The sequence below is a fragment of the Streptomyces sp. Ag109_O5-10 genome (genome assembly GCF_900105755.1).
Classification (GTDB): Bacteria; Actinomycetota; Actinomycetes; order Streptomycetales; family Streptomycetaceae; genus Streptomyces.
This window is the reverse complement of the sequence record NZ_FNTQ01000001.1, coordinates 7,388,700-7,407,393: the sequence shown is the minus strand read 5'-3', so window position 1 is coordinate 7,407,393 and position 18,694 is coordinate 7,388,700. Positions and strand designations below refer to the sequence as shown.

Here is an 18,694-nt window from a genome sequence, read left to right as displayed (position 1 = left end):
TCGAGCTGGAGGAAGCCCTGCCGAAGTGGCTCACCGGGTTCACCTGGTGAGCCACTTCACCTCGTAGGCCCTCATGTCGAACCGCCTGCCGTCCACCTGGGCGCTGATCGCCCGGTCGAGGGTGTTGACCACCAGGACCGTGCGGTCGCTGGCGAGGACGCGCACGTTGGGCACGTCGTCCCGGGCGACGGAGACCGTCTCGTACTTCGTCCCCGGGGGGAACGCCTTTCCGAACCGCGACAGCAGGTCGTACATGGGCAGTGGCCGCCCGCCGTCCCCGCTGTCGGTGGTGGACCACAGGCAGCCGGCGCAGTCGCCGCCCTTCCCGTCCTCCGGGTTCCAGTAGAAGCCGGAGTCGGCGCCACCCCTGACCAGGGCGATCATCCCGGTGGCCTGGACGGCGACCCGGTGGTCCTCGGTCCAGCCGTCGCGTCGGTCCTGGCCGTCGGCGGGCTCGACGTAGTACTCGGCCCACCACAGCGGCAGGTCGTGCGTCCGCCCGCGCACCCACCGGCTGACGTAGGTCAGCTTCTCGGTGGCGGCGAACTCGTCCGGCAGCATGTCGTCGTCGTTGGTGTAGCTGGACCCGTCGACGACCACGAAGTCGGCGCCCGTCTTGTGGGTGTTCCAGTAGTCGAAGGCGTCGACGACCCGCTGGTCCATGACGCCCCAGTCACCCTTGAGGGTGGCCGAGGCGTTCTCGGTCTGACGCGGGTCGAAGCTGTCCATGACGAGGTAGGGCCCGCCGACCATGATGTTCTTGTCGACGGCCTTCAACGCCTTGTAGACGAGGTTGTAGAGCTCGGTGTAGCCCTCGTAGTCCCAGCGGCCCTTCGCGTTGTTCCAGAAGCCCTTGAACTCGTTCCAGACGATGAAGTGCCGTACGTCGGGATAGCGTCTGGCGACGGTCGCGGCGAGGTCGGCGTAGTCCTGGTAGTGGTCGGGGGTGGGCGCGGTCTCCAGGGCGGCCTGGCTCCAGTCGGTGTTGTCCACCCCGGCCCTGCCGCCCTTCATCCAGTCCGGGGAGCAGCACAGGGTGATCACCGGGGTGCCGCCCGACCTGCGCATGAAGTCGACGCGCCGGTCCAGCGCGCCGAAGTCGTAACGCCCCTTCACCGGCTCGGGGTTGTCGGCGCCCCAGCCCATGATCGCCTGGTCCTGAGGCATCCCGGCGTCCTGGGAGAGCCGGTCCTCGACCCGCTCGGTGGCGGTCGCACTGCCCTGGTCGGCGCTGTACTGGGTGTGCGTGAAGCCCCAGCCCACGGACGGCCCGGTGGTGCCCGGCCCGGTGGCGGGGGTGCCGTGCACCTTGTCGCCGTCGCGGGTCGTGCCCGCGGTGTCGGCGCCGCCCCCGGGAAGTGTGCCGACCAGTGTCACGATCAGGGCGAGCGCGGCCACACCCACCCCGAGCAGGGCGGTGAGCCGCCATCGCCCAGCCCCCGAATTCCACCCATGACGTCCCATCAAGGACAACTCTAACGACGGAAACCGCCCCCGGGGCGGGTATCGGGGATCGGCCGCCGTACAACAGGGGGGCGGGCGTTCGGGGGCCGGGCACGTGACCTCTTCGGGATACTCCGGAAGCTCGGTGCGCATCCGACACTCCTCTCCCACTTCGGAAAACGGGTGCGCCGCGGGCCCCGGTGACAGATCATGGCGGCATGTCTGCCAAGCCGCACGAGACGCTGCCGATCCGGCTCAACGTCGACGACTCCGACTCCCCGTCCGACGTCGTCGACGCGCTGTTCCTCGGCCGCTTCGCGACGGGCGAGCAGCCGTACTCGCACGCGGCCAACATCGACCGGGTGCGGTCCGGGGCGACCCTGCTGCCGAAGGAGGCGCGGGTGCTGCGGGTGGCGCGCGACGACGACCGCAGCGCGACGCTCGCGGAGGGCGAGGGCTGGACCCTGCTCGTCTCCCGCTGGAACCGGGGCGCCGACGTCACCGTCACCGCCACCACCGCCGAACTGGCCGCCAAGGTGCTCGACGAGGCGACGGACGGCGCGGCCGACGAGCCGGAACCGCAGCCGGAGAACGTGACGATGGGCTTCTGGTACGTCTCCCCGCGCCGCGGCCCGCACCGCACCACCCGGCAGATCTCCGCGGGCACCTGGGACGAGGTCCGCGCCAACTACACGGCGCCGGTCGCGGACGCGATGGACCGCCTGATGAAGACGACACCGGAGGACATCGCGGGCCGCCTCCTGCTGCTGCACGGGCCGCCGGGCACCGGCAAGACCTCCGCGCTGCGCACCCTCGCGCGGTCCTGGCGGGACTGGTGCCAGGTGGACTGCGTCCTCGACCCGGAGCGGCTCTTCTCCGACGTCGGCTATCTGATGGACATCGCGATCGGCGAGGAGGACGGCGCCGGCAAGGGCCGCTGGCGGCTCCTGCTCCTCGAGGACTGCGACGAACTGATCCGCGGCGAGGCCAAGCACACGGCCGGGCAGGCGCTGTCCCGTCTGCTCAACCTCACCGACGGCCTGCTCGGACAGGGCCGCAACGTCCTGGTCGGCGTCACCACCAACGAGGACCTGGAGCGGCTGCACCCCGCGGTGGTCCGCCCCGGCCGCTGCCTGGCCCGGATCGAGGTGGGCGCCCTGACCCACCGCGAGGCGGTGAACTGGCTCGGTACGGAGGAGGGCGTGGCCCGGGAGGGGGCGACCCTGGCGGAGCTGTACGCACTGCGCCGGGGCACGGCGCCGACGTCGGTGCCGGGGGCGCGGGAGGGCACGGACGCGGGCCTGTACCTCTAGCCGGTGCTTTGATGGAGGTATGCCCTTCTTCATCGGAACGTCGGGCTGGCAGTACCGGGACTGGCGGGGCGTCCTGTACCCGGCCGACGTGCCCGTGCGTGCGTGGCTGGAGGAGTACGCGGAGCACTTCACCACCGTCGAGCTGAACAACGCCTTCTACCGCCTCCCGACCCGGGAGAACTTCGAGTCCTGGCGGGACCGGGTCCCGCCGGACTTCGTGATCGCGGTCAAGGCGAGCCGCTATCTCACGCACATCAAACGCCTCAAGGAGCCGCAGGAGCCGGTCGACCGGCTGATGACCCACGCGGCGGGCCTCGGCGACCGGCTGGGCCCGGTCCTCCTCCAGCTCCCGCCGACGCTCCGGGCGGACCCGCCGCTGCTGGACGCCTGCCTGGCCTGTTTCCCCCGCGGGGTCCGCGTCGCGGTGGAACCCCGGCACGACTCCTGGTGGACGCGGCAGACCCGCGAGGTCCTGGAGTCCCGGGGCGCGGCCCTGTGCTGGGCCGACGTCCAGGCCCACCCCATGACCCCGCTCTGGCGCACCGCCGACTGGGCCTACGTCCGCTTCCACGAGGGCCGGGCCACCCCCTGGCCGCGCTACGGCCGCCGCTCCCTGGAGACGTGGGTCGACCGCATCGCCACGGCGTACCCCGAGAACCCCGACGTCTACACGTACTTCAACAACGACCCGGGCGGAGCGGCGGTACGGGACGCGGTGGCCTTCGGGAGGGCGGCGCAACGGGCGGGACTGACGGTGACGAGGACACCGGAGCTGAGCACCGCCGGGTGACACCGTGGTTCCCGTCCCGGGCCGAGCGGAGTACGGCACCGCCGAATGCCGCCGTCGTGGCTGGTCGCCGCCGCGGCGGGGTGGGTTTCACTCCTCGACGCCGCAGCGACGACCAGCCACGACGGCGCATCCCGGCGGTGCCGAGCCGCCCTCAGTCCTCCCCGTACGCCGCCCGCAGCGCGTCCCGTACCGCGGCCAGTGCCTCCTTCTCGGCCAGCCCCAGCCGCCGCGTCCGCTCGGCGTAGGCCTGGGCGGCCAGCGACGCCTCGCGCTCGGCGGCCGAGCCCGCCGCGGCGACGAACGTGCCGTTGCGCCCGCGCGTCTCGATCACCCCGTCGGTCTCCAGGGCCCGGTACGCCTTGGCCACCGTGTTCACCGCCAGGCCCAGCGACTCGGCCAGCCCCCGCACCGTCGGCAGCCGGTACCCCACCGGCAGCACCCCGCCCCGCGCCTGCTCGGAGATCTGCGCCCGCACCTGCTCGTACGGCGGCGCGCTGTCATCGATGTGGATCTTCAAGGTCACGGCCCGATTCTCCCGTACCCACGGGAAAATGAGAGGCATCCCGCACACGTCCCGCATAGCGTGCGCCCCATGACAGTGATCGTGCGTGACCTGCGCCCCGACGTCCGGTCCGACGCCGAGGGCTTCGCCCGGGTCCGGCAGCTCTCCCTCCCCTTCATGCTGTTCACCCCGGAGTCCCTGGTCCACGACCTCACGCACACCCACCCCGACGCCCGCTTCCGCCAACTGGTCGCCGAGGAGGACGGCGAGGTCGTCGGCACCGCCCAGGTCGGCCTCGCCCACGAGAGCACGGAGCCGGGCCAGGGCTTCGCCAACGTGTACGTGCATCCGGAGCGCACCGGCCGGGGCGCCGGCACCCTCCTGGCCCGTACGGCGGAGGCGCACCTGTCGGCCGTCGGCGCGAGCACCTCGTACGCCTGGGTCCTTGACGCCCCGTCCAACCGCGCCTTCGCCGAGCGCCGCGGCTACACCGCGAGCCGCTCCGCGCACTTCCTCCGGCTCGACCTCGCGCACGGCGCGCTCCCCCCGCTGCGGACTCCCCCGCCCGGCGTGGAGCTGCGCACCGGCGCCGACTTCGCCGACGACCCGCGCCCGCTCTTCACCCTCGACGCGGAGACGACGCGGGACGAACCGAGCGACATCGACACGGAGTTCGCCGACTACCGGGCCTGGCTGGACGGGACCTGGCGGCACCCGCTGTTCAGCCGCGAGCTGACCTCGGTGGTCCTGGTCGACGGCCGCCCCGCCGCCTTCAGCGCGGCCCGCACCGACGGCGGCACCCGGTACGGCACCGTCATGACCGGCACGGCCCGCGCCTTCCGCGGCCGGGGACTTGCCAAGCTCGCCAAGAACGACTCGCTGCACCGCGCCCGCGCCGCCGGCTTCACGCAGGCGTTCACGGGCAACGACAGCGGCAACGGCCCGATGCTCGCGATCAACAAGTGGTTCGGGTACGACATCTGCGCGACGGAGGTCAGGTATGTCCGCGAACTCGGCTGACCCGGCAGGCACGGTGGACGTCGTGCTGGTCAAGGCGGGCCGCACGAAGATCCGTTACCCCGCCGAGCTGCTGGCCGACGACGGTACCCGGATCGCCGTGCGCGCCCCCTGGGCCGGCGACACGCCACGCGACTTCGGCTTCGTCCGCTTCGAACGGGGCGATGTCTTCACCGAGTTCTACTGGCGGGACCGCTGGTACGCGGTGAAGGAGGTGCGCGCCGCCGACGGCACGCTGAAGGGCTGGTACTGCGACGTCACCCGTCCGGCGACGCTCAGCGGCGGCCGGCTGGTCGTCGAGGACCTCGACCTGGACCTGTGGCGCTCCGCCGACGGTACGGACGTACGCCGCCTGGACGAGGACGAGTTCGCCGAGAGCGGGCTGGCGGCGCGGGATCCGGCGGCCGCGGCGGCGGCCGCGGCCGCGCTCGACTCGCTGGAGGTCCTGGCCCGGGGACCGGATTTCGCCGCCCTGCTGGCCTGAAGCCCCCTGGCACCCGCCGGCACCCGCCGGCGCCCTCACACCGTCGCCACCACCGCGTACCGCTCGTCGTCCACCTGTTTCCCCCACAGTGCCGTCACCGCGGACAGCGGCTCCACGCGTACGTCCGCGGCGAGCGGCGCGAGCAGGGCGGTGAGCCGGCCGGCGGGTACGCCGACCGGGGTCACGGTCCCCCACACCCCCTCCACCAGCACGAACCGTCCCCCGGGCCGCAGCAGGCCCCGCCAGTGCCGCAGCACGCGCGCGGGGTCGGGCAGCGCCCACAGCACATGCCGTACGAGCACGACGTCGAAGAGCCGCTCGCCCACCGGCGGTGCCGCCGCGTCGCCGGGCAGGAACACCGCGTCACGGCCGGCCAGCTTGGCGCGGGCCCGCTCCACCATCGCCGGGGAGCTGTCGACCCCGGTGACGCGGTGGCCCTGCTCGGCGGCGAGGAGGGCCAGGCTGCCGGTGCCGCAGCCGAGGTCGAGGACGTCCGCGGGGCGCTCGGGCAGCCACGCCCGCAGCCGCGCCGTCCAGGCCGCGCGGACCTCGGGCACGCCGAGGCCGTGATCCGGCTCCTCGTCGAACCGGGCCGCCTCGGCATCCCAGTCGACACTCCCCGCAACCGTCCGATCACTTTCATTCCTCATGCCCCCAGCGTGACACCCGCCACTGACACTCATGTGACTGCGACCACTGACAGACCGCCACCGATGAGGAACTCTCGCCACAAGCGTCTATCTCCGTGACAACACGGAACCCGGTAGGCACTGAAGGAGGCAGTCATGCGCCGCACTACCGTGCAGAAGCCCCTGAAGAGGACGGACAGCCGCCGGATCCGCGAGGAGGCCGACGAGCGTCCCGCGGGACGCCCTGAGGTGCGAAAGGACATCGCACGCACCTGGTGGCCGGACGGCTGACCATGCGTCCTGCCGTGAACCTTCAGTCCAGCCGCTTGCGGTAGTGGACGCGGTCGTACGGCCCCTCCACCCGCCGCTCGACGACTTCGTACCCGTGCTTCGGGTAGATCTCCTGGTTCTCCCACATCAGCGCGTTCGTGTAGAGCCTGATCTCGGGCAGGCCGAGCGCACGCGCGCGTGCGTCCACGAACTCCAGCAGCCGCCGTCCCACCCCCTTGCCGCGCGCGTCGGGGTGGACGGCGATGCTGTCGAGGAACAGATGGTCGTCGTGGGCCTCGATGACGACGAGCCCGATGACCGGCTCCCCCACGACGAACACCCGGCCTGCGGCCACATTCGCCATGTGGTCCGCCTCCATGGGCTGCGGCACCACTCCGATCCGCGCGATGTAGTGGTGGTACGCCTTGTCGGTCACAGCCTTCACGGCCGGTACGTCGGCGGGCCGGGCGCGCCGGATCTCGTCGTTCGTCATGGCGTGAACGCTAGTGCCGCGGCAGGCAACGTTTGCCCGTCAAGGAGCGGCGTCCGGTGCGTGCTCTCGGCGTGCCGGCCGGAAGTCCTCGTACTGGATGTACTTGGGCTTTCGGCTGGTGCGGCGAGAGTGCGTGCCGGGCGTCGTGACGGGGCGAACGTTGCCTGTTGCGGCACTAGCTACCTCAGCGCAGCCCGAACACTCCCTTAAGGCGACCATAAGGATCTCCGTCGCCCGCCCCCAGCAGGCGATTTCACAGCTCCTTGGGGCTAGCTTTCTGATCGCCCCCACGGGATCCGGTCCGGCCGAGCCCGCGGTGCGGCGGCGGGCGCCGCGGCGCCGACCCCCATGGTTCCGGGGCCTGACCGGCGGCTCAGGCCGGACAGGCCCCGGCGGCGTTCAGTTGGGCGGCGGCTCAGCTGAACGCCGACGCGCAGGTGGTGGCGGTGGCGTGGGCCGGGTCGAGCGCGTTGGCCACCTCGTGGAAGGCGATCCGGTCGAAGAGCCCGATCGCCACGTGCTCGGAGAGGTCGAGCGAGCAGAGGTCCTGGAGCGAGACGTTGCGGACGTCGGAGCCGCTCAGGTACTGGCTCTGCCAGGGGGTGGCCACCTCGTCGTACTTGGTGGCGATGACCGTGTAGTGCACTCCGGGGACGGTGTCGCCGCCCGCGTTGAGCTTGGTGAGGAAGGCGGAGCCGGGGATCTGGTCGGCGAGGCCGGGGGTGGTGGCCTTGATCAGGTCCGAGGCGCCGGGGAAGTACGGCAGCAGGTTGGTGAGGCCACTGAGGGTGGCGCCGTGGTTGTCGGGGGCGAGGCCGACGAGGGCGTTCACCTTGGCGGAGCCGCCGAGGAACTTCAGGTAGTAGCGGGGCATCATGCCGCCCTGGGAGTGCCCGACGAGGTCGGCCTTGGCGGCGCCGGTCGCGGTGAGCACTTTGTCTACGAAGGCGGAGAGCTGCTCTGCCGACTGGTCGATGGGGCCGAGGCCGTAGAAGACGGGGACGCCGGTCAGCTGGCCGTAGTCGAGGGAGAACACGCAGTAGCCGCGGTCCTCCAGGTACGGGGCGAGGGAGAGCCAGTTGTCGACGGAGTTGCCGAGGGTGCCGTGGACCAGGATCACCGGGCGGGGGTGGGCGGCGGAGGGGCGGCAGGAGTAGTCGTTCCAGCCGGTGGTGGGGGCACTGGAGGCGTGGGCGGTGGCGGCGGGAACGGTGGCGACGGCGGCGGCGAGGAGCAGCGCGGTCAGGGGTCTGAACACTCGTTTCCAGGGCAGCATCGGGTGATCTCCTTGCGGCTCAAGGGAGTTACGACGGCCTTACGCCCTGTGATCCGGATCACGAAGGATGCTGTTCACTCATCAAGTTACGGACGAGTAGTGCAAGCGTGAAGTTACGCGTCGGTAAAACTTCCGAGTAACCGGTCGCACGGAGTCGCCTGATGGGGTGTCACCAGCTGGGCCTGAGGGGACCATAGGGCGCGATACGCCCCAAAGAGTCCCGCAACACGCGCACTCCACCCTCCCCCAGCACGTCACTCCAGCCCCGGACGACCTCCGCGGCCGCCTCCTCCGCGGCCCGCGTGCACGCCCACCCCCGTTCGGTGAGCACGATCAGCCGCGCCCGCGCGTCGCCGGGGTGCGGCCGGCGCTCGGCATACCCCTTGCGCACGATGTCGTCGACGAGCTGACTTGCCGCCTGCTTGGTCACCCCGAGGTGCGCGGCGAGTTCGGTGACGGTGGCCCCGTCCGGGGCGAGCCGGGAGAAGGCGAAGCCATGGGCGGGCCGCACCCCCTCGAAACCGCGGGCGACGACCCCGTCGTTGATGCGCTGGGTCAGTTCACCGGCTGCGGCGAGCAGGGCTGCGGACAGGGCCATGGCCTCGGAGTTCTGCACGGAGGAATTGAAACACCCTTGACAGACTGGTCAAGCAACTTGACCATATAGTCAATGCACTTGACCACTTCGCCAGGAGGCCCCCGTGCCCGTAGTCCGCTCCGCCGAGGCCACCACCCACGAGATCCACGGCGCCCGCTTCGTCTCGTACGCCACTCCCCGCACCGGCAGCAAGGAACTGTGCGCCTGGCGCGGGGAGATACCGGCCGGGACCAAGGCGCCCGCCCACACCGTCAACCGGGAGGAGATCCTCCACCTGCTGGTCGGCGAGCTCCTGGTCACCGTCGACGGCCGCACCGAGCGCGTCCGGGCCGGCGACACCGTCATCGTCAACCCTGGGGCCACCCTCACCGTCGAGAACCCGACCGACCACACCGCGCTCACCTGGGTCACCACGTCCGTCGGCCTGGAGGCCGAGCTGGCCGACGGCAGCCGCATCGTGCCGCCGTGGGCCAACTGACGTACCGGTGACCGATGTCAGCGGTGACGATTCACCTCAACAATCCGGAAGCCGTACGCCGGCGGGCTGACGGTGTACGCGTCACCGTCGACCGGGTCCGCTTCGCCTTCCTTGCAGAGGTCCTCGGACGTCTGGTGCGTGCCGTGCCGGTCAGGTCCACGGTGACGTCCTGTACAGGTCCCGGGGAGGTCGATCGCGGCATTCGGCCGGCGGGTGCCGGTCGTACCCACGTCCCGCACGAAGCCGTCGATACCCGTGTCGAGCCAGAACTTCTCGGTCGGCTCCACTGTCAGTTCGCCAGGGCGGCCGGCCGTACGGCTCCGGCCCCGAAGCGGCGGCGGGCGCGGTCCGCGGCGGCTTCGGCGGCGTAGGCGCGGGCGTCGCCGGGGTCCAGGGAGAGCTGCCGGTAGGCACCGTCGGCCGGCCGCAGCCCGTCGGCGCGGATCGCGAAGGCGCGGACCCGTGCGCGCTGCAGCCCGAGGGAGGCCAGCAGCGCCAGGGCCGTCGCGGCGAGGGCCGGCGAGTGGCCGGTGGGTTCCGGCAGGGGACGCGTGCGGGTGGTGGAGCTGCGGTCGGCGTACCGCGCGGTGAGGGTGAGCCGCTCGGCGACCTGGCTCTCGCCACGCAGTCGTTGGCCGATCCGGTCGGCGAGTCCCAGGACCGCCCGATGGTGCTGGGCAGGGTCGAGGGAGTCCCGCTCCAGCACGAGGTCGGCGGCCAGATGCGCCACCGGTTCCGAGGGGACGACCGGCCGGGGGTCGCGGCCGCGGGCGCGCTCGGCCAGCAGCCGGGCGGGGCCCGCACCGAGAAGCCGCTGCAGGGTCCCCGGGGGCAGGTCGACGATCTGCCCGATGGTGTGCAGGCCGTATCTGCCGAGCTTCTCCGCCGCGACCCGGCCGACCCCCGGAAGAGCGGTGACCGGCCGGGGATACAGCCAGTCGGCCGCGCCGGCGGCGGGAACCCAGGTGGTCTCGCCCGGCGCGGATGCGTCGGCCGCCATCGCCGCGAGCATGCGGTTGCCCGCGAGCCCGGCGCTGGTGTCGATGCCGTACAGGCCTTTCAGCCTCATCAACGCCATCTGGACCGTGTCGTAGGGGGACAGGCCGAAGTACCGGAGCGCCGACGTCAGGTCGAGTTGGACGGCGTTGGGCGGGACGGCCTGGACATGCGGCGTGATACCAGACACCAGTTCGATTATATGGGCGTACTGATCCTCCGTCAGCCTGGCGTGCAGGTGGAGGTGGGCGATGTGCCGCTGCCGCGTACCGGTCCCGCTCATCCGGCGCTCCCGGGGCTTCGGTGGCCGAACTTCTTCAGGTCGGCCGAGCGGGTGCCGGCGGGCTGGAGGTCGGCGTACGGGTGCAGGCGGGCGCCCGCGGTGCCGTCGGCCAGGGTGCGGTGCGGCTGAGCAGGGGTCGGGTGCGGGCGGTCGGCGCCGAGCAGGGCGAGCGCGGCCTGGGGGCCGTTGTCGCGGCGGGCCGCGGCGATCTCGTCCAGGTCCCAGGCCATGGAGCCGACGACAGTACGACGAGTGCCGCGCACCTGGACCGTGCCGCGCACCAGCAGCAGCCCGCTGTGGAACACGGTGTACGCGCACGCCGGATGGGAGTCCTCGAAGAACGCCAGATCGACCAGCCCGGACCCGTCCTCCAGCGTGACGAAGATGATCCGCTTGCCGCTCGCGATCGGCGGGGTCTGGGTGGAGGCCCGCACCCCCGCCACGAGAACCTGCTGACCGGCCCGCATCCCGGCCAGGTGCGCCGCGTCGGTCGCGCCGATCTCGCGGAGCAGCCGGTGGTGGTGCTCCATCAGGTGCCGGGAGACGTCGATGCCGAGCGTGCTCAGCTCGGCGCTCAGGGCCTCGCGACCGGTCATCTCCGGCAGCCCGCTCGGCTCCGCCCCGCCGACGGCCTCCGCGGTGATGGGCAGTTGGCCGGCACCAGCGGTCCGGTGGTGGGACTGGCGATGGAGTTCGGCGATCTGGAGCAGCAGGTCGCGGCGGGTGAGGCGGCCGTCGTGCAGACCGTCCAGGGCGCCGATCTCGGCGAGGCGTTCGGCGACCGGCCTGCTGGGGTGGGCCCGCTGCCAGAAGTCGGACAGCGATCCGTACGGCTGCCCCGCCTCGATCCGCGCGCACTCCGCCTCGCTGATGCCGCGCACCCCGGACAGCGCGAGGCGTACGCCCCACCGGTCTCCGTCGGCTTTCTCCACGGTGTGCTGCACGCGAGAGTTGTTGATGTCGACGGGCAGGACGGGAACCCCGCCCCGGCGGGCGTCGGCGACCAGGACCCGCTTGGGCCACATGCCGGGGTCGTGTTCGAGGAGGCCGGCCAGCAGGAACGCCGGGTAGTGCGCCTTGAGCCAGGCACTCTGCAGGGCGGGCACGGCGAAGGCGACCGCGTGGGCCCGGCAGAAGCCGTACGCGCCGAAGGCCTCGACGGTCTTCCACACCTCGTCCCGCACGGCCGCGCTGTAGCCACGCGCAACGGCCCGCTCGTGGAACCAGTCCCTGATCCTGGGCAGTTGGTCCTTGTCGCCGAGCGCCCGCCGGGTGATCTCCCCGAAGGCCCGGTCGCAGCCGGTCAGCACCCGCAGCGTCTCGATGATCTGCTCGTGCCAGATGGTCACACCGTAGGTGTCGGAGAGCACCGGCTCCAGGTCCGGGTGGGCGTAGGCGGGTGCGCCGCCGTGCCGGGCGGCGATGTACCGCTCGGGCATGCCGCCCGCGACCGGGCCGGGACGGAAGAGGCTAATGTCGGCGATGACGTCCTGCACGTCACGAGGCTGGAGTCGGGACAGCAGGTCCTGCTGACCGGGCGACTCCAGCTGGAACAGGCCCAGCGTCTGACTGGCCTGGATGAGTTTGAAGGCGAAGACGTCGTCCAGCGGCACCTGTTCGGAGTCGTCCAGGTCGATGTGGTTGCCGGTGGTGCGTTCGATCTCGGTGACGGCGTGGGCCATCGCGGACTGCATCCGGACGCCCAGGACGTCGAGTTTGATGTTGCCCAGCGCCTCGATCTCCTCCTTCGCTGCCATGGCCATGGGGTAGTCGCCCTGCGGGGTGGGCTGCACCGGCAGGCGGTCCAGGAGGGTGGCGTCGCTGATGACCACGCCGCAGGGGTGCATGGCCATGCCGTGGACGAGGGAGTCGAGCCCCTCGGCCAGCTCCCACAACGGTCCGTAGCGGGGGGCCTCGGCGGCCAGTTGCCGTAGTTCGGGCAGTTCGGCGAGGGCGCTGGTGATGTCGCAGGCGCGCAGGTGCGGGAAGCTCTTGGCGATCCGGTCCACGTCAGCGGGTGCGATCCCCAGCGCAAGACCGGTGTCACGAAGCGCCCGGCGCGCCCGGTAGGTCTCGGGCATCGCGGTGACCGCCACCCGCTCCTTGCCGAAGCGTTCGAAGATCGTGTCGTAGCACTCCAGGCGGCGGGCGGACTCCACGTCGATGTCGATGTCGGGCAGTGACTCCCGGCGCCTGCTGAGGAAGCGTTCGAACAGCAGGCTGTGGTCGAGCGGGTTGGCGGTGGCGATGTCCAGGGCGTGGCAGACCAGCGAACCGGCACCGGAGCCGCGGGCCGCGACCCGGATGCCCCTGGCCCGGACGTCGGCGACGACCTGGGCCACGGCGAGGAAGTACGCGTCGTAGTTCCAGTGGGAGATGACGGCGAGTTCCTCGTCCAGCCGGTCAAGTGCCGCGCGGTCACGGTCCAGGCCGCGTCGGGCCAGGCCGGCTTCGGACTTCTGCCGCAGCAGCCGGGCCGCGCCGCCGGCTCCGGGCTCGGCGCCGAAGAGCGCCGGCTCGGGGAGGTGCGGGGTGCCGAGGCCGAGGTCCGCCTTCGGATCGACGGTGCACGCGGCCGCGGTGGTGGCGGTGTCCGCCAGCAGCCGGCGGGCCCGGCGGAGGTCCGTTCCGGCGCAGTCGGTGATCATGCGGGCGACGGCCGCCATCCCTCTCTCGTCCCTGAGCCAGCGCTGTCCGCTGTCCAGCCGGCGCCGGTCGATCGGCCTGAGCAGCCGGGCGGCGTCCAGGACGTCGGCGAGGCGGTGCTGTTCGGGGTCGGCGTAGCGGACGGCGTTGGAGAGGACGGCGGTGGTGCCGGTGCGGTCGGCCAGGGCGAGGGTGCGGGCGGCCAGGCGGAGGGATCCCGGACCCGTGCCGGAACGTTTCTGCGCGGCGGCTTCCAATCGAACATCCCTCCCGAAGATCTCCTGCCAGGGCGCCAGCAGCTTCACCGCCACGTCCTCCCGGCCCACCGACAGTGCCCGTACCGGCTCCGAGAGCGGCCCGAGCAGCACGGTCAGGCCGGGGCCGCCGTACTCGCGCAGCGCCTCCCACGGCACCACCGGCGGTGTGCCGGACACGGCGCCGACATGGGCGGCCGAGGTGATCCGGCACAGCCGGGCCCAGCCCGCCCGGTCCTGGGCGAGCAGCACGAACCGCAGCGGCGGCTCGATCACGTGCGCGCCGCCGCGCGCCGGGGTGCGGCGCCGCGGGGCGGGCGGCGGGGGTGCCAAGGCCTCGACCGCGAGGTCGATGCCGAAGACCGGCCGGACCCCCTCCTTCGCACACGCCTGCGCGAATCGAACAGTTCCGGTGACCGTGTCCCGGTCGGTGAGCGCGAGCGCGGACATACCCCGCTCCGCCGCCCGCTGGACGAGCCGTTCGGGCTGGGAGGCGCCGTAGCGGGCGGAGTAACCGGACGCGACGTGCAGATGGGCGAAGCCCGTCATGCCGCACCTCCATCACTCCACCCCTTTTCGGACATACACCCGATATGTTCATCGTACTCGCGTTCGATTACTCTAACCCCACCAGCCTCGGACGACGACCCGCGGGGAGCTCACATTCGAACACATCAGCGATTCTTCGGTGAGGCGACAGCGCCGGCCGGAGGGCGAGGCGACAGCGTCGGCCGGAGAGGGCCGGCGGTGCGTGCCCATGGCCTCCCGCACGCGACACGGACGGCACGACAGGGGGAACGTCACGCGGGCAGGAGCGCCGGGCCACCCCGGGGAACCGGTCGGCGCCGCCGCGCACCGCGCGGACTTCCCGGCACCTGTCGCCGCCTCCGCCGTGACCTACCGCCCCGTCCGAGCCGCTCCGGCGCGGCCACCGCCCGCAAAGGGGAGCAGTTACGCTGAGGCCATGCCTGCCTCCCGCCGTACCGCGCGCCAGACCGATCTGCTGGAGCGTCTGGTCGCGCTGCTGACGGCTGAGGGCTTCGCGTCGTTCACCCTGGACGAGCTGACCGAGCGGCTGCGGTGCTCGAAGACGACGTTGTACCAACTGGCCGACAGCAGGCAGGAACTGGTCCGGGAAGCGGTCAAGCACTACTTCCGGGAGGCCACCAAGTCCGTCGAGAAGCAGGTGGCGATCGTCTCCGAGCCGTCGGACCGGGTGGTGGTCTATCTGAACGCCGTCGCCGCGGAACTCAAGCCGCTTTCCCGGCAGTTCCTCGACGACATGGCCGCTTTCGAGCCCGCCCGCGAGGTGTACGAGGCCAATACGCGCATCGCCGCGGGCCGGCTGAGGCAGCTCATCACGGAGGGCGTCGCGGCCGGCGCCTTCCGGGACGTCCACGCGGCGTTCGTGGGCGAGGTCGTCGCCGCCACCATGCAGGAGATCCAGCGGGGCGAGATCTCCACCCGCACCGGGCTGACCGACTCCGAGGCGTACGCCGAGCTGGCCTCGCTCATCGTCCACGCGGTCTCGCCCTGAGCGGGGCCGGCCACGGCCGGACGCCCCAGTCGCACAGCACCTCCTCGGCGTCGGCGCCGGGCACCCCGGGATGCAGTCGAGGTCGCACCCGGGAGCCCGCGCCGGCGGGCTCATGCGACCCGCACCACGTCGCCTCCGGGATCGGCCGGCTCGCGAACGCGCACACCCGCGAGGGGACCAACGGATCAGTCGCCGGGAAGCATGGCTTTGCCGTACACCGATCGATACGGTAGTACTGTTTTCCGTATCAATACTTCGCGGTGTTCACATCCAGGGGACTGCCATGCCCGCTACCCGAACGCTCCCCTCAGCCGAGGCCGTCGACCTGATCGGCCTGACCCGTGAGCTGGCCGAGAAGGAACTGGCGCCACGCGTCGGCGACGCCGAGGCCGAGGAACGGTTCCCCCGCGAGGTCTTCCGCACCCTCGGCCGGGCCGGCCTGCTGAGCCTGCCCTACCCCGAGGAGCACGGCGGCGGTGGCCAGCCGTACGAGATCTACCTGCAGGTCCTCGAAGAGATCGCGACCGTGTGGTCCAGCGTCGCGGTCGGCGTCTCGGTGCACGCGCTGTCCTGCTACGGCCTCGCCGCCTTCGGCACCGCGGAGCAGAAGCGGGAGTGGCTGCCCCGGATGCTCGGCGGCGACCTGCTCGGCGCCTACTGCCTGTCCGAGGCGCACGCCGGTTCCGACCCCGGGGCGCTGCGCACCCGGGCCGTGCGGGACGGCGACGACTACGTGCTCAACGGCGCGAAGGCATGGACCACGCACGCCGGCCACGCGGACTTCTACACGGTCATGGCGCGCACCTCCGACGACGGCTCGCACGGCATCTCGTGCTTCCTCGTGCCCGCCGACACCCCCGGCGTGAGCGCCGATCCTCCCGAGCGGAAGATGGGCCTGACCGGTTCGGCCACCGCCACCGTCCGGCTGACGGACGTGCGCGTCCCGGCCGGCCGCCGGCTCGGCGCGGAGGGCCAGGGGCTCGCCATCGCCCTGGCCTCGCTGGACTGCGGACGGCTCGGTATCGCGGCGGTGGCGGTCGGCCTGGCCCAGGGCGCACTGGACCACGCCGTGAACTACGCGCGGGAACGGGAGACGTTCGGCCGGGCCATCATCGACCACCAGGGCCTGGCCTTCGTCCTCGCGGACATGGCCGCGGCGGTCCAGTCCGCGCGCGCCACCACGCTCGCCGCGGCACGGCTCAAGGACCAGGGTCTGCCGTTCGGCAGCGAGGCGTCCATCGCCAAGCTGGTGGCCACCGACAACGCCATGAAGGTCACCACCGACGCGGTCCAGGTGCTGGGCGGCTACGGCTACACCCGCGACTTCCCGGTCGAGCGTTACATGCGCGAGGCCAAGGTCATGCAAATCTTCGAGGGCACCAACCAGATCCAGCGTCTGATCATCGGCCGGGCGCTGAAGCAGCACGACCGCGGCACCCTCAGGGTGCGGAACGGGGAGAACTGATGCGCATCGACAACACCGCCGCGATCGTCACCGGCGGAGCGTCCGGCCTCGGCGCGGCGACCGCGGCGGCCCTCGCCAAGCAGGGTGCCCGCGTCTTCGTCCTGGACCTCGCGGCCGGCTCCGCGGACGGCGAGGACATCACCTACCTCACGACCGACATCACCGACGGCGCCGCGGTGGAGGCGGCCGTGGCCACGGCGGCCTCCTGCGGGGCGCCCCTGCGCACCGTCGTCAACTGCGCCGGCATCGCCCCCTCGATGCGGATCCTCGGCAAGAAGGGCGTGCACGACCTGGCCCTGTACGCCAAGGTCGTGCAGGTCAACCTCATCGGCACCTTCAACGTCCTCGCACTCGCCGCCGAGGCCATCGCGCGGACCGAGGCCGACGAGCACGGCCAGCGCGGGGTGGTCGTCAACACCGCCTCCATCGCCGCGTACGAGGGCCAGGTCGGGCAGGCCGCGTATGCCTCCTCCAAGGGCGGCATCGTCGGGCTGACCCTGCCGGCCGCCCGTGACCTCGCCCAGTACGGCATCAGGGTGTGCACCATCGCGCCCGGCATCGTGGAGACCCCGATGCTCGCCACCGTCTCCGACGAGTTCCGCGCCGGACTGGCCGCGAGCGTGCCCTTCCCGCAGCGTCTCGCCCGGCCCGAGGAGTACGCCCGGCTCGCGCTGGCGATCATCGAGCACGACTACCTCAACGGCGAGACCATCCGCATGGACGGGGCGCTCCGGATGGCGCCGCGCTGACCCCGGGCGCGGCTCCCGCGCGGGCGCCGTCCTGTCCGTCCTCGAAGCGGGCCCGGACGCCGTCCACCGTTTCCCGCCGCCGTCCGAAGACCCTCGACCGGTGGCACTGCTGCGCATCGGCACCGCGGTCACGGCGGAGGGCGAAGGCCAGGGCGAGGCACCGACCGGGACGCGGATCCCGCCCGACGGGACATGACATGACATGACATGGCGAAAGGCCCTGCCCCCTTGGGGGGCAGGGCCTCGCCGTGACACGGTGTGTGCCGGACGGCCGAAGTGCCGGGAGCCGGGCCTGGCCTCAGCCGATCTGGGCCCCCGTCGCCGACAGTGCCTCCGTCACCGGCTGGAAGAACGTCTCGCCGCCGGAGGTGCAGTCGCCACTGCCGCCCGAGGTCAGGCCGATCGCGTTGCTGCCCGAGAAGAGCGAACCGCCGCTGTCGCCGGGCTCGGCGCACACGTCGGTCTGGATGAGCCCGCTCACCGTGCCCTCGGAGTAGTTCACGGTGGCGTCGAGGCCGGTGACCGTGCCGTCGTGGACCTGGGTGGTGGAGCCGCTGCGGGTCACCTTCATGCCGACGGTGGCCTCGGCCGCTCCGGTGATCTGCTGGGCGGAGCCGTTGTAGAGGTCGACCTCGCTCGGGTGGGCCACGTCCGAGGTGTACTTGACCAGCCCGAAGTCGTTGCCGGGGAAGCTGGACTGGGCGTTCTGGCCGATCACGTCGCCCGAGGAGTCCGACCAGGTGGAGATGGCCTGGGTGCAGTGGCCGGCGGTCAGGAAGTACGGCTCGCCGCCCTTGACCACGTTGAAGCCGAGCGAGCAGCGCCCGCCCGAGCCGGTGATCGCGTCGCCGCCGGCGACGAAGGGCTTGAACCTCCCCTCCGCGTGACGGAGTTCGGCCTTCTCGCCGAGCCCGTCGACGACCTGGGTGAGCTTGGCCAGCTCGGCCCCGGTGACCGTCCGGTCGGCGGTGACGACGACCTTGTTGCCGACCGGGTCGGTCGCCCACGAGGTGCCGGGGATGGTCGCGTCCTGCTTCAGGGTGGTGCGCGCGCCGTCGAGTTCGGCGAGGGAGTTGGCGACGAGTCTCGCCTTGGCCCCGGCCGCCTCGACGGCCTTGGCTGCGGTGTCGTCGAGCACGTTGACGACGAGGTTCCTCGACCGCGCGTCGTAGTAGGTGCCCGCCGCACCGGTGCCGAGGTCGGCGGCGAGCGTCGAGGCGAGCTTTCCGGCCGCCGGGGCGGACAGGATCCGCGGTGCGGCGGTCCTGGCGGGCTCGCTGGCGTTCGCACTCTGGAAGGTCACTCCGGCGGCGACGAGCGCGGCGACACCCGTGCCGGCGAGCGCCGCCCGGCGCCTGGGTATGCGTCGGTGCTTCAACTCATGTCCTCCTGTGGGGGGTCGGCCCGTGCGGTTGTGGGGACCGCGAGGGCCGGAAGGCTGGTTGACGGCCGCCCACTATTCCGAGCCCCA

General features: G+C 72.1%; 19 protein-coding genes. 9 read left to right on the top strand and 10 right to left on the bottom strand.

Going from position 1 to position 18,694, the window contains the following annotated elements; all coding sequences use genetic code 11:
* Positions 1 to 39: 39 nt before the first annotated feature.
* The gene (locus tag BLW82_RS33790) at positions 40 to 1,464 is read right to left on the bottom strand and encodes a GH39 family glycosyl hydrolase (RefSeq protein ID WP_093504911.1); all 1,425 of its coding nucleotides are present in this window, start codon (positions 1,462 to 1,464) and stop codon (positions 40 to 42) included.
* Positions 1,465 to 1,661: 197 nt separating this feature from the next.
* On the opposite strand from BLW82_RS33790, the gene BLW82_RS33785 reads away from it, so the two are divergent.
* Together BLW82_RS33785 and BLW82_RS33780 are read left to right on the top strand one after the other, a co-directional pair.
* The gene (locus BLW82_RS33785) at positions 1,662 to 2,756 is read left to right on the top strand and encodes a DUF5925 domain-containing protein (RefSeq protein WP_093504909.1); all 1,095 of its coding nucleotides are present in this window, start codon (positions 1,662 to 1,664) and stop codon (positions 2,754 to 2,756) included.
* Between the two features lie 19 nt (positions 2,757 to 2,775).
* The gene (locus tag BLW82_RS33780; protein ID WP_093504907.1) at positions 2,776 to 3,546 is read left to right on the top strand and encodes a DUF72 domain-containing protein; all 771 of its coding nucleotides are present in this window, start codon (positions 2,776 to 2,778) and stop codon (positions 3,544 to 3,546) included.
* A 151-nt stretch (positions 3,547 to 3,697) separates the two neighbouring features.
* Here the strand turns inward: BLW82_RS33780 and BLW82_RS33775 are convergent, their stop codons facing one another.
* Complete coding sequence (locus BLW82_RS33775) at positions 3,698 to 4,069, bottom strand: GntR family transcriptional regulator (RefSeq protein WP_177233161.1); 372 nt, start codon at positions 4,067 to 4,069, stop codon at positions 3,698 to 3,700.
* A 69-nt stretch (positions 4,070 to 4,138) separates the two neighbouring features.
* Here BLW82_RS33775 and BLW82_RS33770 point away from each other — a divergent pair, with 69 nt between their 5' ends.
* Both BLW82_RS33770 and BLW82_RS33765 read left to right on the top strand, forming a co-directional pair.
* The gene (locus BLW82_RS33770; RefSeq protein WP_093508417.1) at positions 4,139 to 5,068 is read left to right on the top strand and encodes a GNAT family N-acetyltransferase; all 930 of its coding nucleotides are present in this window, start codon (positions 4,139 to 4,141) and stop codon (positions 5,066 to 5,068) included.
* On the top strand, positions 5,049 to 5,549 hold the full coding sequence (locus tag BLW82_RS33765) for a ribonuclease FAU-1 family protein (RefSeq protein ID WP_093504903.1): 501 nt from the start codon (positions 5,049 to 5,051) through the stop codon (positions 5,547 to 5,549). Before BLW82_RS33770 ends, BLW82_RS33765 begins: the two co-directional genes overlap by 20 nt.
* Positions 5,550 to 5,584: 35 nt before the next feature.
* On the opposite strand, the gene BLW82_RS33760 is transcribed toward BLW82_RS33765, so the two are convergent.
* On the bottom strand, positions 5,585 to 6,199 hold the full coding sequence (locus BLW82_RS33760) for a class I SAM-dependent methyltransferase (RefSeq protein ID WP_093504901.1): 615 nt from the start codon (positions 6,197 to 6,199) through the stop codon (positions 5,585 to 5,587).
* A 135-nt stretch (positions 6,200 to 6,334) separates the two neighbouring features.
* Between BLW82_RS33760 and BLW82_RS45770 the strand changes: the two genes are divergently transcribed.
* The gene (locus tag BLW82_RS45770; protein WP_089102986.1) at positions 6,335 to 6,469 is read left to right on the top strand and encodes a hypothetical protein; all 135 of its coding nucleotides are present in this window, start codon (positions 6,335 to 6,337) and stop codon (positions 6,467 to 6,469) included.
* Positions 6,470 to 6,491: 22 nt separating this feature from the next.
* Here the strand turns inward: BLW82_RS45770 and BLW82_RS33750 are convergent, their stop codons facing one another.
* From BLW82_RS33750 to BLW82_RS33735, 3 genes are all read right to left on the bottom strand, one after another.
* On the bottom strand, positions 6,492 to 6,941 hold the full coding sequence (locus BLW82_RS33750; protein ID WP_093504899.1) for a GNAT family N-acetyltransferase: 450 nt from the start codon (positions 6,939 to 6,941) through the stop codon (positions 6,492 to 6,494).
* 415 nt (positions 6,942 to 7,356) lie between these two features.
* Complete coding sequence (locus tag BLW82_RS33740; protein WP_093504895.1) at positions 7,357 to 8,217, bottom strand: esterase/lipase family protein; 861 nt, start codon at positions 8,215 to 8,217, stop codon at positions 7,357 to 7,359.
* A 169-nt stretch (positions 8,218 to 8,386) separates the two neighbouring features.
* Entirely contained in the window at positions 8,387 to 8,833 is a 447-nt protein-coding gene (locus BLW82_RS33735; RefSeq protein WP_093504893.1) for a MarR family winged helix-turn-helix transcriptional regulator, read from the bottom strand.
* Between the two features lie 85 nt (positions 8,834 to 8,918).
* Here BLW82_RS33735 and BLW82_RS33730 point away from each other — a divergent pair, with 85 nt between their 5' ends.
* Entirely contained in the window at positions 8,919 to 9,293 is a 375-nt protein-coding gene (locus BLW82_RS33730; RefSeq protein WP_093504891.1) for a cupin domain-containing protein, read from the top strand.
* Between the two features lie 17 nt (positions 9,294 to 9,310).
* On the opposite strand, the gene BLW82_RS33725 is transcribed toward BLW82_RS33730, so the two are convergent.
* From BLW82_RS33725 to BLW82_RS33715, 3 genes are read right to left on the bottom strand one after another with little or no spacing between them, the layout of a single operon-like run.
* On the bottom strand, positions 9,311 to 9,580 hold the full coding sequence (locus tag BLW82_RS33725; RefSeq protein ID WP_093504889.1) for a hypothetical protein: 270 nt from the start codon (positions 9,578 to 9,580) through the stop codon (positions 9,311 to 9,313).
* A 2-nt stretch (positions 9,581 to 9,582) separates the two neighbouring features.
* Entirely contained in the window at positions 9,583 to 10,572 is a 990-nt protein-coding gene (locus tag BLW82_RS33720) for a DNA polymerase Y family protein (protein ID WP_093504887.1), read from the bottom strand.
* Complete coding sequence (locus BLW82_RS33715) at positions 10,569 to 14,021, bottom strand: DNA polymerase III subunit alpha (RefSeq protein ID WP_093504885.1); 3,453 nt, start codon at positions 14,019 to 14,021, stop codon at positions 10,569 to 10,571. The genes BLW82_RS33720 and BLW82_RS33715 overlap by 4 nt, the downstream gene beginning before the upstream one ends.
* 415 nt (positions 14,022 to 14,436) lie before the next feature.
* Here BLW82_RS33715 and BLW82_RS33710 point away from each other — a divergent pair, with 415 nt between their 5' ends.
* The 3 genes from BLW82_RS33710 to BLW82_RS33700 all read left to right on the top strand — a co-directional run bounded on the left by BLW82_RS33710 (position 14,437) and on the right by BLW82_RS33700 (position 17,223).
* A complete protein-coding gene (locus tag BLW82_RS33710) occupies positions 14,437 to 15,009 on the top strand; it encodes a TetR/AcrR family transcriptional regulator (RefSeq protein WP_093504883.1) in 573 nt (190 codons plus the stop codon).
* Between the two features lie 283 nt (positions 15,010 to 15,292).
* Entirely contained in the window at positions 15,293 to 16,474 is a 1,182-nt protein-coding gene (locus BLW82_RS33705) for an acyl-CoA dehydrogenase family protein (RefSeq protein WP_093504881.1), read from the top strand.
* A complete protein-coding gene (locus BLW82_RS33700) occupies positions 16,474 to 17,223 on the top strand; it encodes an SDR family NAD(P)-dependent oxidoreductase (protein ID WP_093504879.1) in 750 nt (249 codons plus the stop codon). Before BLW82_RS33705 ends, BLW82_RS33700 begins: the two co-directional genes overlap by 1 nt.
* A gap of 298 nt (positions 17,224 to 17,521) precedes the next feature.
* Here BLW82_RS33700 and BLW82_RS33695 read toward each other — a convergent pair whose 3' ends face one another.
* Entirely contained in the window at positions 17,522 to 18,601 is a 1,080-nt protein-coding gene (locus BLW82_RS33695) for a S1 family peptidase (RefSeq protein WP_093504878.1), read from the bottom strand.
* Positions 18,602 to 18,694: the final 93 nt, after the last annotated feature.